Origin of the sequence: Pseudomonas shirazensis, assembly GCF_050496565.1 — a bacterium.
GTDB lineage: Bacteria > Pseudomonadota > Gammaproteobacteria > Pseudomonadales > Pseudomonadaceae > Aquipseudomonas > Aquipseudomonas shirazensis_A.
Genome location: NZ_JBNWAE010000004.1, coordinates 110,094 through 125,957 on the forward strand (window position 1 = coordinate 110,094; position 15,864 = coordinate 125,957).

Here is a 15,864-nt window from a genome sequence, read left to right on the forward strand (position 1 = left end):
CCCAATGATCTGCATGTGGATCATGGAATGCCATTTTGGCGTCATCCTGCAGCCAGTTATGTACAGCAATGTGGCCGTCAGAGCACAACGGACATGAGCCACCGACCCTGTCCATTTGAGTTGTTTTCAGAAGGAGAGCAGACGGTATTTTCAGCGGTGTTGGATGCGCGCTGTTGCAGTACAACTCTACGAATGTCCAAACTAGGACGTGCCCTATGATTTACTATAAGGCTCAATCAGTTCAACTCTCATCGCCGAGCTCGACAATCAATAGGTAGCCGCGCTGAAACCTAAGTTGTATGGCATAATGCCTGCATTCACAAGGACGATCCAGGCTACCAATGATCCCTGCACTAAATCCCGCTAAAGTCGCTCTTTTTCAGCGCTTGAATACCACCCCACCACCCCCGTGGATTGGCGCCTCTCCGCACAACTGGGCCGAGTCGGTGCAACCGGGGTTAGGTAGCTTATATGGCCTTTCCAAGACGCAGATGACTCGCTCTGCATTAAGGGCGCTGTGGGCAAATACCTCAATCTCGGTCGAAACCTGCTTTTTGAGCACAATGGCTTGGGGCGGTATGCAACGGGGTAATGGACGGCGGATCTGGTCAGCCCGGGCAAACTGCCTATCGTCTGTGCTGATGTACGAGCAGGGCGGCACACACCTGCCTCGGGGTTTGAAGCCTTCTCCACGCTCAGGAACATGAAAGGCCTGCCAGGAATGGGTCCCGCCTATTTCACCAAGATTCTGTTTTTTGCTGCGCCGTCGCAGGATGCTTACATCCTTGATCAATGGACAGCACGAAGTATGCATGTCCTTAGTGGCCAGGGCACCTACCCAGCGGTACGTAAGGACTACTCATCTGCGGCGAAAGCCCAGAAACTCAGAACCCCTCAAGCCCTTCGCGTGATCGTCGACGATAAAGTGACATCAGCCCATTATGTTGACTACTGCAGCAAGGTCGATGGTCTCGCCGCAAGCCTTGGGTGGCCCGCCCACCAAGTCGAGGAGCGGTTGTTCAGTAGTGGGGGGAGGGCACCTCACCCCTGGAGGGATGAGGTCATGCTTGGCTGGACTGGGCCATCTTGGAATTTCTATCCCTGAGGAACGGGCTGGCAGATTCATCAAGATAGTCAGCGAACCCGCCAAACTTGCAGCGCAGGTCACAAAGCGTAAGGCCGACTTGATGTCTCTACAGTCCATGTATTCCATTAAAGGCTGGCGGGAGATCATTGATTCAGCATATCCACCAGCACCCCCAAACCCACCAGCCGCAGTCGTACGGCAGCTTTGGAAACCTTAAAGTGATGGCTTAAATTCTCCAATACGAGCTTAAAATTGCCATAGTTCACCGCTTGCTTATCAACATACAGAATCCCGTGGCCTCGATTGCGGATTCCGTATATCCCTGCTATCAAAGCGAACCTCTCCAGCAAGGCGCGACGCGGTAGCAGCAGGTATGACGCGAACGTGTTGGCCTGCCATTCCAGTCGTTCAATGTCGCTGCGCGGGATGCGGAGGCTGGCAGCAATTTCCAGATCATCCGAACGCATCTCTTCATGCTCTAGGTAATGACCATGACCTAGAAAAAAATGCCCTAGCTCATGAGCTAATGTAAATCGGCTAAGCGGAGCTTCACTGTCATCGGTGAAAATATTGATCTCTGGCGGGTGGAAGGATATCCGACCAAGTGCCGACTTGGACTGATCTCTGAAGTGGACGGTCAGCCCGCTGATGCTCTGTTCCTGGGCGATCATTGCCTGAAACTCCACGCTGCCGCCCATATACCCAGCAGCCTCTAGAAGCTCTTGCGTACGCTTCTCGATGGCCGCCTTAGAAACAAACGCGACCCGCCCCTTTGCCGGCGGGCGGTTCACGATCAGCTTATTAAGTACTACCAGATCGTCTTTGACCCCATGCATGAAGTCCTGCATCACGCCTTGCCAAGCGTTGGTGAAGCCGACGGGCGTCGAAGCGTAAGCAGTGTATGTCGAGGGTTGGTAATGGGGCTCAACCATCCCGTGCTTTATCTGCGCACGCTGTCTGGCGGCCAAGCTCAGTGCCCGCATAAGAAGGGGGCGTGAAAGCTCCCATTTAAACCCGTCTTCATCGAAATGCCTGACTAAAGCCACGCCTTTATTTTTTGCGAATTTAAACGCACCGGCTTGAAACGCACTGGCCGAAGCGAAAATCCCTTTAACGTTGGCGCCCGTGACTTGGACTATTTTCGAGCAGAACTCTTCGACATCATTTACCGGGATTGTGCTTCCGTAGTGTTTGCACTCAATTAGCACAATCATCGAAGGCTCAGTAAGTTCCGGGCGTTTCACCTCAATAGAGATGTCAAAGACTATAAAGTCCTCACGCTCGCGCGAGTAATATTTTTTCTTCCTGAAGATTTGACTGAATTTGGGAGAAAACCAAAGATCACCTTGTTCCAGTTCGCGCTTCAGGTAGTCGTAGACCCGCTCCTCGAAGAGGTCACCTTTTGCATACGTGCTGAGCTTTTCATTTTCCATCGAGTGAGACGGCTTATTCATGAAGCTGGTTCGCTAGGGTAGAGGGTTGTGGCATCGAAGGCCCAAAGCATAGCGCGATACGAAGTGACACCCAGTGGACACGCTTACGATAGCGAAAAGCCATGAATGATCCAAGTCTTCTGCAGTAGCATGAGCCACGTGGAAAGCATGCGACAGCATTCAAGCTGAAGGGGTTTAGCTGAACAGGCAGATCAGCGTACATACGTCATTTAACATAATATACATTATGCGCAGCTTAGTGTGGAGCTACCGGGCGTGGGTTGGCCAGATCGAAAGCCAGGCACCGTTCCCTCTAACACCATTCCTCGGATCGGCTAGCCTGTCGACATCGACGATCAACCGAAATGGATCTGCAATGAGCGAACCGATTTATCACCACTACGTCTCAGCTGGTTATCTGAGAGGTTTCGCCAAATCAGGCAAGCATGACGTCGTTCACTGTGTGGACCTGGTCGCAAAAAAAGCGTTTCCTGCAAACGTCCTGAAAGTTGGCGGTGAGGACCATTTCAACCGCCTGCATGGTCACCCTGATCCGAACGCACTTGAAAGAGCCTATGCAGACCAGATTGAAGCTCCAGCGCTTACTGCGCTGAAGCGCGCGTTGACGGTCGGCAGTTTTCCTAGCGCGACGGAGCGTGAAGCTATCTTGCTGCTTTTCTCCCTTTTCGCGGCAAGAAATCCAAAGGATCGACGCGCCCTAGAAACGACGATTGAACCGCTTAATAAGGTGCTGGCTATCTCCGCGCTAGGCCCAGACAGTATGAATTCGCAGGAAACGCACGCTGCTCTGAAAATGAACAGCTCGAAACACGCAAGCCTTGAGCTCGACCTGATCCATGTAATTCATCGGTGCTTGCTGGACAGAAAATGGCGTTTCTTAAGATCAGCCGATGATTCCCAAGGGTTCATCACATCAGATTACCCAGTGAATCTCATTGAGCACCCTTCAAAAGTAAAAGACGACTGGGGCCTCGGATTTGCTATGGAGGATATGAGCGTTTTCATTCCGCTAAGCAGCAAATACGCCCTATTGGGTGACTACAACGCTCCTGAGGCCGTGGTTCAGATAACAAAGTCAGGAGTGGCTGCGTTTAATAGCCGGATCATCTGCAGCGCTACCAGACAGATTTATGCCTACAGCGACCAATTTGAATTCTTTGGGCCTGATGATCAACTTTTAACTGGTAGCAACCTGCCTGACGTCTTTTGAGGCCCTATTTCGAGGCTGTCGCATATTCCTCAAGGATATAACTCAACTAAATATTCATTTAGTCGAGTTAGGTATCAACATCAGGCATCATCCCGAATGCGCGCCTCAACGCCATGCTGGCGTCCACCGGAATCAACTATAACTGCCCCGCCGACGCTAGCCTAATCCATCGATATGGGCGTCAGTTCTCGTTATTAAAGTATCAACCTCCCTGCCTTCATCCAACCACAGTGACGATACTCGCCTGCTGGTAAGCTCCCGAAGCTCGTTCGTGTTGGACATTCAGCTTGAACGAGTCTCCTGCTGAATTGATAATCGCGGCCCCTCCGACTCACGCAAGGATCTGCCGTGAACAAGCTCTATCTCGCCCTCCCCCTGTGTGCACTGCTATTGCAAGGTTGCGGTGTGACGATGGCCCGCTATGAACCCAGCTACCAGAATGTGCAGCAACTGAAACAGAATGCCCCCCTGCAGCCGTTGCAGGGCGCACAGGTGAAGGCTGATTCAGGACAAGGCTCGTTGACGGTTCGCTTGAACCCGATTTCGTCGCCGGAAGGCAGCGTACCCCTGCACATACAGGCTGCAATCAACAATGAACTGCGCCACGCAGGGTTGCTTGATCCGCGTTCTGACCGTCTGCTGCAGGTGCAACTGATCAAAAGCAAACTCAATAGCGGCGTTGCCAACGGCCATGGCGAACTGGCTGCGCGCTTCACCGTACGCAGGGGTGACCATGTATTGTACGAGACAACCAAGGACGTTGAGCGGGATTGGGGCAGCAGCTTCTTCGGCCCAATTGCCATACCGGCGGCGGCAAACAACTACAACCCTATGGTGCAGGAGCTGCTTAAAAGCCTGTACACCGACCCGCAGTTCGTCCAAGCGCTGAGATGATGAAGAAAGAGCCGCAATCGCGGCTCTTTCTTGGTGGACGTCAGATGCGAGGAACCTGCAAATCAACCGCAGAGTATTTCGTGCGGTTTACCTCCACCCAGTTCTTAAGCAGCGCATTGACTTGCCGGCTGAAGGTATCGGTTACAGCAGCCTTAGGCGTGTTGCCCGCCAGCGGAAGGAACCAGATCCCCATCCAGGTATTGATTGCGTCGTGATTGCTGGCCTTGCCCAGGGATTTGCCTTTGTCGTCCAAGGTCTCGAGGCTCATGGTGTATTGATCAGTGGCCAAGGCCGGGATGATCGTCAACGTCAGGCCGCTGATAAAGGCCATCGCTACCTGGCCACCCCCGGGTGCGTGGTTGTATACCTTCAGCCGGAGGTTGTAATCGCCCGGTTGTTTCTCAAACTCGTCAAATGTCACGCGCCCGAATAGACCTGAATCACTGAAAACACGCTTGAGCTCGGGCTTGAGCATGTCACGCGCTTGCGGCACTTCGTTTGCTTTGGCGCTCCCAGGGTCGCCCTGCAAGAAATCGAAATCCACATAGACGTTTGGCTTGTTCGAGTAGCTGGCCATCGATGGCAGATCCACGGGTGCCACTTCATCCTTGGTGAAGCTTGCACATCCGCCAAGGCTCAACGCCAGAACGAGGCCAATCGCTTTTCCATACTGCATGTTCACTTCCTTGCTCGATTACGGAGGTACCCTTCACACAGAAGGCGCGGCAGATTCTAGTGGGAACGGTGCTACCTCAAAAGACCTACGACCTGAAAATTGATTACGTCCTCATCCTCCAGGCCGCGGCCATCATTACTGCGTCACCTCCCGCAGCACCTCGTCCTTGACCACAGCGCCGCCAATCGGCGCCTTCAGCAGCAGGAAGTACGCCACCGCCGAACACAACGCCACCACCGCGCTGATCATGAACGCCGTATTGAACGACCCCGAGTACTGAATACTGAAGCCCGTAACGATCGGCGCGACCGACCCGGCAATGTACCCACCAAAGTTCTGGATCGAACCAAACGAGGCCACCCGCGGGCTGTCGACGATGGTATTGACAATCATCCACGCCGTGGCACTGGCCATGTTGATGCTGAACAACGCCAGGCACAGCAGGATCACACACCCGGTAAGCCCGGTAACGTACGACAGCGGCAATGTAAACAGTGCAGCCAGCACCAGACCGGTGATCACGCTGAACTTGCGGCTGCCAAGAATGCTCATGCCCCGCTTCACCAGCCGATCACAGAAGCGGCCGGCGACGATGGTCCCTACCGCACCAAAGCCATAGGCCAAAGACACAACCCAAGCAGTTTTGTACAAGTCCAGACCATGCTCGCGCTCGAAGTAACCGGGCAGCCAGGTCAGGTGCAGCCAGAGCATGTAGATCACGCCCATGAAGCCCAGCACCGCGCCCCAGGTGCTGCGGTGCTTGAACAGGTCGAGCCAGCCGGCGAAGTACGACACCTTGGGTGCTTGCGGGTCGGCGGCAGGTGCCACGTGCTCGGTGGGAAGCGGTTTGCCTCCAGCCGCCAGTTCGGCCAGGTACTGCGCCTTGCTTTTGTAGAAGGTCAGCCAGCACACCGCCAGCACCACGCCCAGCAACCCAGTAATGATGAACATGCCGCGCCAGCCGTAGTTGACCATCAACAGCGTCAACAAAGGGGGTGCCAGGCAAGGCCCGAGGCAGGTCGACGACCAGACAATGCCGGTAGGAGTGCCGCGTTCGTTGGCATCGAACCATTCCGACAGCGCCTTGGCAGCCGAGGGGAACATCGGCGCCTCGCCGATCCCCAGCAGCACGCGCAGGCCCATGAAGCCGGCGAAGCTGTTGACCAGGCCGAACGTGGTCTGCGCCACCGACCAGGCCAGCAACGATGCGCCGAGGGCGATCTTGCTGCCCAGACGGTCGATGATCATGCCCATCGGTAACTGGGCAAATGCGTAGGCAATGGAGAACGCCGACAGCAGGATGCCCATCTGCGAGGGGCTGATCATCATGTCTTTCTGGATCGAGGTGTTGGCGATCGACAGCGCACTGCGGTCCAGATAGTTGACGATACCGATCAACAGCAGGAACACCACCGTGATGCTCTGGTACTTCTTCAATTTGTTCATTGCGTGGCCTTTATTATTATTGTTGCAGCGCGTTCAGCGCCTAGGCGATCCGTCATTGCTGTCGCGTTCATCCATGGTCGGTTACGGTTGGATCAGGGTTGCCGGGCGGTCACTGCCGCGTCGAGCAGGCCGCGGCGGCTGAGGCTGTCAATCAGCGAGCGCAGGCCGAAGTTCCACTGCGGCGCCTGGTCGCTGGTGGTCACCCGATTACTCAAGGCGCCCAGCTGCGCGCTGCTGATGGTGACTACGTCGCCAGGCTTGTGAGTGAAGCCATTGCCCGGTTGATCGCGGTCTTGCTTGGGGGCGAACAGGGTACCGAGGAACAGCACCAGGCCGTCCGGGTACTGGTGATTTTCGTTTAGGGTCTGCTGCACCAGGTCGAGCGGATCACGGCTGATCTGCTGCATCGAGCTGCGGCCCGAGAGAATGAAGCCCTCCTCCCCTTCAACCCGCAGGTCGACCTCGGCGTTACGCACGTCGTCGAGGCTGAAGCCTTCGTCGAACAGGCGCAGCAGCGGGCCCAGCGAGGTCGAGGCGTTGTTGTCCTTGGCTTTGGACAGCAGCAAGGCACTGCGCCCTTCGAAATCGCGCAGGTTGACGTCGTTACCAAGCATGGCGCCCTTGATGCTGCCGTCGCTGGACACTGCCAACACCACTTCCGGTTCCGGGTTGTTCCAGCTTGACTTGGGGTGGATGCCGATGTCGGCGCCATGGCCGACTGCCGACAGAGGCTGAGCCTTGGTGAAAACCTCGGCATCGGGGCCGATGCCAACCTCCAGATACTGCGACCACAAACCCTGCTCCACCAGCACGGCGCGCAACGCCTCGGCCTGGGCCGAACCTGGGACGATCTGCGACAGGTCGGCACCGATTCGACTGGCCAGGGTGTCACGGATCGCATCGGCCTTGGCCGGGTCACCTTTGGCCTGTTCTTCGACTACACGCTCCAGCAGGCTGGCAGCAAAGGTCACGCCGGCAGCCTTGACGGCCTGCAGGTCGATCGGTGCCAGCAGCCAGGGTTTGCTGATGTCACGTTGGCGTGGATCGCTGTTGGCCAGCAGTGCCGACAGCTCGGTCAGCGCATCGGCCAACGGCAGAGAGCGCAAATAAGCCACCGGGTCAGCCACTTCGAGCAGCGCCGAAACCGTGGCGACGTGGGCGCTGATGTCATGCACCGCACCCTCCTTCACCAATACCACTGCCGGACCTTGCTCGGGCAGCCATACCCGCCCTACCCAACTGCCACGGTTACAAACGGCGGCATTGTGGCTCAACGGCAACGAAAGCTTGGTGTTCGATTGATCTGTCATGTCTCTACCTTTTTTGTAGTTGTCTGTCAGTGACCAAGCGCGGCCACTTGCAATTGGGCGGCGAGCTGGTTGAGGTCTGCGACCAGGGTCGGCGCCAGGCTTACGCCCTGCGCCAAAGCCTTGCTGCGTAGGGCCAGGCCGGCTTGCCCAGGCAGGCGCACCGGGCGCTCTGGATCGACCGGGCGGCTGGCGAGGATCAGTTGGCCGAGGAAGCTGGTTTCTTCAGTAAACGCCTGCAGGCCGCCAAAGAAGCGCGGGTCGATCACCACCGCAGTGGCTGATGCGCCCCACTGGTCTGGGGAGTCCTTGCGGCCATGGCCGGCCAGGCCGGAGGTCAGGGCTTCGACCAGAATCGCCAAGGCAAAGCCCTTGTGGCCGAAGGCCTGGCCGCCCAGTGGCAAGATGCTGCCCTGCGGGCTGGTGAAGAAGTCCGCAGGGTCGTCACTCACCTTGCCTTGGTTGCTCATCAGCACCGGGTGCGCCAGTTTGCTGCCGTTATCCCGGCATTGGCTGACCATGGCCATGGTCACGGTGGACATGCTTACATCCAGCAAGATCGGTTCGCCGCCGGTAGGGATACCGGCGGCAATCGGGTTCGGCGTGTAGATCGGGTCAACGCCGCCATGGGCGCAGACCAACCCCACCGACGGATCCGAGGAATACACCATCGCGACCAAGCCACGGTCGGTGTATGGCTTCAAGTAGGCCGCCAGGCAGCCAATATGCGCAGCACGGCGGACTACAGCGATGCCGATGCCCTGCGCGCTGGCCCCGCTGGCCGCACAGTCCAGTGCGCGGCTGACGCAGTAAGGGCCAAGTACATAGTTGCCGTCGAACAGGCTGGCAACACCGCTGTCGGAAACCTGCTCCAGCGCTGCTGCCTGAGCCTTGACCTGGCCACTCAACATGCCGCCAATGTAGCGGCTGACCAGATTCAGACCATGGGTGCGGTGGCCGAGCAGCTCGCCTTCGAGCAGCACTTGGGTCACCACCTGGGCGACCTCCGCGTCAGCGCCGGCGCTTGCAAACAGGCGTTCGACAAACGTGCCGAGCGCGTCCACCTCATAGCGTTTGGCTTCGCTCATGCGCTCAGCTCCCCTTTTGGTTGAGCGCTGCGCTGCTCGGCTGACCATCCACCAGGCGCTGAATGCCCAGCGGGTTGGCGTTCTGCAAGGCCGGCGGCAGCATGGCATCAGGGATGTTCTGGTAGCACACCGGGCGCAGGAAGCGGTCGATGGCCAGGGTGCCAACCGAGGTACCACGGGCATCGGAGGTCGCCGGATACGGGCCGCCATGTACCATCGCGTCGCACACTTCGACGCCGGTCGGATAGCCGTTGAGCAACACCCGGCCAACCTTCACTTCCAGTGCGCCAAGCAGCGAGCCGTGGTCAACCAGGTCTTGTTCATCGGCCAGCAAAGTTGCTGTGAGCTGACCGCGCAGAGCGTTCACGGCTTGCAGCAGTTGCTCGGCATCATCGACCCGAACCACCACAGTGCATGGACCAAACACCTCTTCCTGTAGCAGTTCATCCTGCTCCAGCAGCAGGCTGACATCTGCCTCGAACAGCTGCGGCTGGGCCTGATTGCCCTGTTGCCGGGCACCGCTCAGGTGCTCGATGCCAGGGTGCGCGAGCAACGTCCGCAGGCCTTTGTCGTAGCTGCGCAGGGTGCCGGGGTTGAGCATGGTTTGCGCCGGCTGATCAGCCATGTGCCCGCGCAATTGCTCGATAAAGGCAGTGAAGGCTGGCGAGCGAATGCCCAGCACCAGCCCGGGATTGGTGCAGAATTGACCGCAGCCCTGTACCACCGATGCGGTCAGGTCCTTGGCCAACTGAGCACCGCGGCTTGCCAGCGCCTTGGGCAGCACCAGCACCGGATTGATGCTCGACATCTCGGCAAATACCGGGATCGGCTGCGGTCGCGCTGCCGCCATATCGCAGAGCGCCCGGCCGCCTTTGAGCGAACCGGTAAAGCCCACCGCCTGAATACCCGGGTGTTTGACCAGTGCCTCACCCACGCCGCTACCGAAGATCATGTTGAACACGCCAGTCGGCATGCCGGTGCGCTCAGCAGCACGGATCAATGCTTCGGCAACGCGCTCGGCAGTTGCCATATGCCCGCTGTGGGCCTTGAACACGACCGGGCAGCCGGCAGCCAATGCCGCAGCCGTATCGCCCCCTGCGGTGGAGAACGCCAGCGGGAAGTTGCTGGCACCGAACACCGCCACCGGGCCAACGCCGATGCGGTATTGACGCAGGTCGGGGCGTGGCAACGGCGTGCGCGCTGGCAGCGCCTGATCAATACGAGCGCCATAGAAATCGCCACGCCGCAGGACTTTGGCAAACAAACGCATCTGGCCGCTGGTACGACCCCGTTCGCCTTGGATTCGAGCGCTGGGCAGCGCGGTTTCCTGGCAGGTCAGGTTGACGAAGTCATCACCGAGGGCATCGAGCTCGTCGGCGATCGCCTCAAGAAACTCAGCGCGGCGTACCGCCGGCAAATTGCGAAACGTTGGGAACGCAGCACTGGCCGCTGCCACGGCGTTGTCGACCTCGGCCAGGGTTGCTTGATGAAAGCCGCCCGCCAGCTGCTCGCCGGTATGGGCATCGATGCTGTAGACCAGGGTGTCGCCCAGAGCACTGCGCTGGCCGCCGATGAAGTTGAATCCGTTAACGTGCATAAAAAAAGTCGCCTAGAAAGATGAAGGGGGGCTGTCAGTCAGGTCACGGCACCGATCTGCCAGGGCACGAACTCGTTCTGCCCGTAGCCGTGCTGTTCACTCTTGCTGCGCTCACCCGAGGCGATGCGCAGCATCTGTTGAAAGATGTAGGCACCGCGTTCTTCGATGCTGGTGGAGCCGTCGGCGATGCCGCCGCAGTTGACGTCCATGTCCTCTTCCTGGTGCTCGAACACCCGGTTGTTGGTGGCCAGCTTGATCGACGGTGCAGGCGCGCAGCCGTAGGCCGAGCCACGCCCGGTGGTAAAGGCAATCAGGTTGGCGCCGCCGGCGACCTGGCCGGTGGCTGAGACGGGGTCGTAGCCTGGGGTATCCATGAACACCAGACCTTTGGCGCGCACCGCTTCGGCGTACTGGTAAACGTCGACCAGATTGCTCGAACCGGCCTTGGCCACCGCGCCGAGGGATTTCTCCAGAATGGTGGTCAGGCCGCCAGCTTTGTTACCTGCCGAAGGGTTGTTGTTGAGCTCGGCGTTCATGCGCTGGCAGTAGTCTTCCCACCAATGAATGCGTGCGATCAGTTTCTCGCCGACCTCACGGCTCACCGCCCGGCGCGTCAGCAGGTGCTCAGCGCCATAGATCTCCGGTGTTTCCGAGAGGATCGCGGTGCCGCCCGCCGCAACCAGGCGGTCGACGGCATTGCCCAGTGCCGGGTTGGCGGTAATTCCCGAGTAACCATCGGAGCCGCCGCATTGCAGGCCGACCACGAGGTGCCGAGTGCTGACCGGCTCACGTTTGACTCGGTTGGCGTCGGCCAGCAGCGTCTTGACCTGCTCGATGCCGGCGGCGATGGTCTTGGAGGTGCCGCCAATGCCCTGGATGGTGAAAGTGCGCAGTTGCTCGCTGGCCTTCAGGCCCTGAGTTTCCAGCAGGCTCTCGATCTGGTTGGTTTCGCAGCCCAAACCGATGATCAGCACCGCGGCGAAATTGGGATGTATCGCATAGCCTGCCAAGGTGCGGCGTAGCAAACCCAACGCTTCGCCACTGGGGTCCACTGCGCAACCGACACCGTGGGTCAGGGCGACCACGCCGTCGATATTCGGGTAGTCGGCGAGTGCTTCGGGGTGGATATCGCGGCGGAAATGGTCAGCCACTGCCCGGGCGACGGTTGCCGAGCAGTTCACCGAGGTGAGGATGCCAATGTAGTTGCGCGTGGCGACGCGGCCGTCGCCGCGCACAATCCCCTGAAACACGGCTTCGGTAGCAGGCAGGCTGCGTGCATCGACACCAAAGGCATAATCGCGGGAGAAGTCACCCATCTGCACGTTGTGCACATGCACGTGATCGCCAGGTTCGATGTCTTGCGAGGCAAAACCGATGATCTGGCCGTAACGGCGCAGTGGCTGGCCGTGCTCCAAGCGCTCGGTGGCGACCTTGTGCCCCGACGGAATGGGCTGGCGCACGGTGATCGCCTCGCCGGACAGCTCAAAGCCTTCAGGCAGCGCCTGGCGTGCAATCAGGACGTTGTCCAGCGGGTTAAGGCGGATGACCGCAGGGTCGGCGCAGCGGGCAATCAGTTCCATGGGACCTCTCAGGTGCGGCTGACTTCTTGTTATGGCGTCGCCCGTTTGCTGCCGGGCGAATCTGCCACCACTGTATGAAGCCTTACCGATAATTCCCAATGAGATGAACCGATCACCTGATAACCATAGGTTATCGAAGCATGGAATCAGGCCCGATTTAGAAATCGCTGCCGCCGCCCTCCTCCCTGCGCCGCTGCTTGGCGAATTCCAGCAGGATATCGATGAATTCCCGCGCAGAACCCGTTGGCGGCTGATCCTTGCGTGTGATCACGCCGTACTCCAGCGGTGACAAGTGCAGTGGGCTCTGCAGCTCCTTGAACAGGCCGCTGCTTAGCTGCGCGGCAACCATCGAGCGCGGCAGCATGGCGATCATCGGCGCCGACTGCAGCAACTGCAGGAACATCGGCATGGAAATGGTTTCAACGCTATCGGCGGGTGTGGCAATGCCGGCCACCTTGAAGGCCTGCTCGAGTCGCCCGCGCAGCGGCGTGCCCAGCGGATACAGCACCCATGGCCAGTCCGCGAGCGCCTCGAGCGGCGTGCTGGCCAGCTGATTGAGCGGGTGGCTGCTGTTGACCACCAACGCAAATGGCTCAGGTTCCAGCGGCTGGAAGTCGAACACCTGGCTGAAGCGCTCCTCGGTGAAACGGCCGATCATGATGTCGAGCTTGTTCTGCTCGAGCATCGTCAGCAGGTGGTCACTGGAATGTTCCACCACCTCGATCGACAACAACGGGCTACGTGCTTTGATCGCAGCAATGGCCTGCGGCAGCACGCGCGGCGTCGAAGCGAAAATCCCGCCCACCCGAATAAATCCATGGCCGCCCTTGCGCAGGCGGTTGAGCTGGTCGACAAACTGCTGCGACTCGGCCAACGCCCCCTGGGCGTACTTGACCACGTACTCGCCAAGCTCGGTCGGCGGCATGCTGCGCGGCAGGCGCTCGAACAGTGCAAAGCCAAACTGCTCCTCGAGATCGCGCAGCATCTTGCTCAAGGCGGGCTGGCTGAGGTTCATCAGGTTGGCGGTGGCGTGCATGTTACGGGTACGGGCCAGGCTGTCGATCAGCACCAGGTGCTTGAAGCGTAGCCAGTTGCAGAAGCTGGAGTGGATGATGTCGGACGGCATCAGAAAACGGCCTCAGGCAGATAGACAGGCATGGCTATTGTGGGTCTCGCAGATAATGCAGCAACGTTTCCAGCGCCACCGAGCGCGGCCGTGAACGCAGCGTCAGCAGGCCCAGGTTGGCCAGGCTGATCGGCAGCTCCACCGGCAGGATCGCGACCATCCCGTACTGGGCGTAATGCGCGGCGACATCGTTGGGCACCACGGCGATCATGTCGGAAGCCTGCAGCATGGCGGTGGTCGCCAGAATCGACGCAGTCTCGACGATGTCCAGCGATTGCACCATCCCCCCGGCCTGCAGCGCACTCTCGACCCGTCGCCGCATCGGGCTGCCGATCGGGTGCAGGATCCACGTCAACGCGACCAGATCAGCCATCTGCAATGTGCTCGCTGCAGCCATCGGGTGGCCAGCGCGGGCGATTACGCGCATCTGTTCACCGCCCTCGAACAACTCGATATTGAGGTCCTGGCTGTCGCTCTGATCCGGCAAGCGCCCCACCACCAGGTCGAAGTCACCACGCAGCAACGCCGGCAGCAAGGTATCGCTGGTGCCTACCTCGAGCGAGATGCGCACCTTGGGGTGGTCGCGCTTGTAGGCCAGCACGGCCTTGGTCAGCAAACCCGGCACCGGTCCCATCACACTGCCGACCCGCACCAGCCCGGCGGCGCCACGCGCAAGCTCGGCGATCTGCGCCTGGGCGTGCTCGAACTCGTGCAGCGCACTCTGCGCGTAGCGAATCATCACCTCACCGTACAGGGTTGGCTGCATGCCGCGCGGCAGGCGCTCGAACAGGCGCACTTCAAGGCGCTCCTCGAGCTGTTGCAGCAGCAGGCTCGCCGCGGGCTGGGTGGTGTGCATGGCCGCAGCAGCGCGGCGCAGGTTGCCGAACTCGCCCAAGGCGTTGAGCAGGGTTATCTGCCGGCTGGAGATCTTCAGCGGGCCAAGGCTGTGTGGCGCCTGCGAGGTGTCTGCTGGGGTCTGAGGCATATCAATTCTGATATCCATACTTAGGAATTGGCGATTATGCCTGTATCGCTCGGCAACCTACAGTCAGGTCTCCAGAGGTCACCCAGAACAAGAGACTGCCATGAGCATACGCATTACCCACCTGAGCGTTCGCGACATTCGCTTCCCGACTTCGCTGTCACTGGACGGCTCCGATGCCATGAACAGCGCGCCTGACTACTCGGCCGCCTATGTCGTGCTGCACACCGATGCCGGCGAGCTCGAAGGCCACGGCTTGACCTTCACTATCGGCCGCGGCAACGAGATCTGCGCCGCTGCCGTACAGTCACTGGCGCCGCTGATCGTCGGCCAGACCCTGGAAGAGATCACCGCAGACATGGGCGGCTTCTGGCACCGCTTCACTGTGGGCGACAGCCAACTGCGCTGGCTCGGGCCGGAAAAAGGCGTCATCCACCTGGCCACTGCCGCCATCGTCAACGCCGTGTGGGACTTGTGGGCCAAACATGAAGGCAAGCCGGTGTGGAAACTGCTGGCCGATATGAGCCCCGAGCAACTGGTCGCCTGCCTGGACTTCAGCTACGTCACCGACGTGCTCACCCCAGAAGAAGCCATCGCCCTGCTCCGCCGCCAGCTGCCGGGCAAGGCCCAACGCGAGGCGCAGATGCTTCGCGAGGGTTACCCCGGCTACACCACCGCGCCCGGCTGGCTCGGCTACAGCGAAGAGAAGATGCGCCGCCTGGCACGCGAAGCGGTCGAGGACGGCTGGACCCATATCAAGCAGAAGATCGGCGCCGACCTGGAAGAAGACATTCGCCGCGCCAGCATCCTGCGTGACGAGATCGGCTGGGAGCGGACCTTGATGATGGACGCCAACCAGGTCTGGGGCGTCGAGGAGTCCGTCAGCAACATGCGCCGGCTGGCAGCCTTTGCGCCGCTGTGGATCGAAGAGCCGACCAGCCCCGACGACATTCTTGGCCATGCCACGATCCGCCAGCGCATCGCGCCAATTGGCGTCGCCACCGGCGAGCATTGCCACAACCGGGTAATGTTCAAGCAAATGTTCCAGGCCGGCGCGCTGGACTTCTGCCAGCTCGATGCGGCACGCCTGGGCGGCCTCAACGAGGTGCTGATCGTGCTGCTGATGGCTGCCAAGTACGACGTGCCGGTGTGCCCGCACGGGGGCGGTGTCGGCCTGTGCGAGTACGTGCAGAACATTGCTCTGTTCGACTACATCGCCGTTTCCGCCTCGCTGCACAACCGGGTGCTGGAGTACGTCGACCATCTGCATGAACACTTCATCGACCCCGTGGTGATCCGCCGCGGTCGCTACATGCCGCCGCAGCGCCCGGGTTACAGCATTGAAATGCACGCCGAGACCCTGGAGCGTTACCAGTATCCCGGCGGTGCAGTCTGGCTGGATATCCAGCGTGGTTGA

Annotated in this window: 13 protein-coding genes; 4 read left to right on the top strand and 9 right to left on the bottom strand. The window is 59.6% G+C overall.

Translation table 11 applies throughout. The features are described 5' to 3' along the window. Positions 1–628: 628 nt before the first annotated feature. The gene (locus tag ACQZ2L_RS08030) at positions 629–1,105 is read left to right on the top strand and encodes a hypothetical protein (RefSeq protein ID WP_430325722.1); all 477 of its coding nucleotides are present in this window, start codon (positions 629–631) and stop codon (positions 1,103–1,105) included. A 125-nt stretch (positions 1,106–1,230) separates the two neighbouring features. Here the strand turns inward: ACQZ2L_RS08030 and ACQZ2L_RS08035 are convergent, their stop codons facing one another. Beyond that, positions 1,231–2,541 carry an ImmA/IrrE family metallo-endopeptidase gene (locus ACQZ2L_RS08035; RefSeq protein ID WP_430325558.1) on the bottom strand — a complete coding sequence of 437 codons (1,311 nt, stop codon included), beginning with the start codon at positions 2,539–2,541 and terminating at the stop codon, positions 1,231–1,233. Positions 2,542–2,896: 355 nt separating this feature from the next. On the opposite strand from ACQZ2L_RS08035, the gene ACQZ2L_RS08040 reads away from it, so the two are divergent. Both ACQZ2L_RS08040 and ACQZ2L_RS08045 read left to right on the top strand, forming a co-directional pair. After that, positions 2,897–3,751 carry a DUF4238 domain-containing protein gene (locus ACQZ2L_RS08040; RefSeq protein ID WP_430325559.1) on the top strand — a complete coding sequence of 285 codons (855 nt, stop codon included), beginning with the start codon at positions 2,897–2,899 and terminating at the stop codon, positions 3,749–3,751. A gap of 348 nt (positions 3,752–4,099) precedes the next feature. Continuing rightward, on the top strand, positions 4,100–4,645 hold the full coding sequence (locus ACQZ2L_RS08045; RefSeq protein WP_430325560.1) for a hypothetical protein: 546 nt from the start codon (positions 4,100–4,102) through the stop codon (positions 4,643–4,645). Between the two features lie 40 nt (positions 4,646–4,685). Here the strand turns inward: ACQZ2L_RS08045 and ACQZ2L_RS08050 are convergent, their stop codons facing one another. The 8 genes from ACQZ2L_RS08050 to ACQZ2L_RS08085 all read right to left on the bottom strand — a co-directional run bounded on the left by ACQZ2L_RS08050 (position 4,686) and on the right by ACQZ2L_RS08085 (position 14,450). Then, the gene (locus ACQZ2L_RS08050) at positions 4,686–5,321 is read right to left on the bottom strand and encodes a hypothetical protein (RefSeq protein WP_430325561.1); all 636 of its coding nucleotides are present in this window, start codon (positions 5,319–5,321) and stop codon (positions 4,686–4,688) included. 135 nt (positions 5,322–5,456) lie between these two features. Next, positions 5,457–6,767 (bottom strand): MFS transporter, encoded by a 1,311-nt coding sequence (locus ACQZ2L_RS08055; protein ID WP_430325562.1) that lies wholly within the window; start codon positions 6,765–6,767, stop codon positions 5,457–5,459. Positions 6,768–6,859: 92 nt separating this feature from the next. Beyond that, complete coding sequence (locus ACQZ2L_RS08060; protein ID WP_430325563.1) at positions 6,860–8,077, bottom strand: fumarylacetoacetate hydrolase family protein; 1,218 nt, start codon at positions 8,075–8,077, stop codon at positions 6,860–6,862. 26 nt (positions 8,078–8,103) lie between these two features. Beyond that, positions 8,104–9,162, bottom strand: a complete 1,059-nt coding sequence (locus tag ACQZ2L_RS08065; protein WP_430325564.1) for an Ldh family oxidoreductase — start codon at positions 9,160–9,162, stop codon at positions 8,104–8,106. A 4-nt stretch (positions 9,163–9,166) separates the two neighbouring features. After that, positions 9,167–10,759 carry an aldehyde dehydrogenase (NADP(+)) gene (locus ACQZ2L_RS08070; RefSeq protein WP_430325565.1) on the bottom strand — a complete coding sequence of 531 codons (1,593 nt, stop codon included), beginning with the start codon at positions 10,757–10,759 and terminating at the stop codon, positions 9,167–9,169. A 38-nt stretch (positions 10,760–10,797) separates the two neighbouring features. Beyond that, the gene (locus ACQZ2L_RS08075) at positions 10,798–12,339 is read right to left on the bottom strand and encodes a UxaA family hydrolase (protein ID WP_430325566.1); all 1,542 of its coding nucleotides are present in this window, start codon (positions 12,337–12,339) and stop codon (positions 10,798–10,800) included. Positions 12,340–12,496: 157 nt separating this feature from the next. Beyond that, complete coding sequence (locus tag ACQZ2L_RS08080) at positions 12,497–13,465, bottom strand: LysR family transcriptional regulator (protein ID WP_430325567.1); 969 nt, start codon at positions 13,463–13,465, stop codon at positions 12,497–12,499. Between the two features lie 34 nt (positions 13,466–13,499). After that, positions 13,500–14,450 carry a LysR family transcriptional regulator gene (locus tag ACQZ2L_RS08085; RefSeq protein ID WP_430325568.1) on the bottom strand — a complete coding sequence of 317 codons (951 nt, stop codon included), beginning with the start codon at positions 14,448–14,450 and terminating at the stop codon, positions 13,500–13,502. A gap of 100 nt (positions 14,451–14,550) precedes the next feature. On the opposite strand from ACQZ2L_RS08085, the gene ACQZ2L_RS08090 reads away from it, so the two are divergent. Continuing rightward, complete coding sequence (locus tag ACQZ2L_RS08090; protein ID WP_430325569.1) at positions 14,551–15,864, top strand: L-fuconate dehydratase; 1,314 nt, start codon at positions 14,551–14,553, stop codon at positions 15,862–15,864.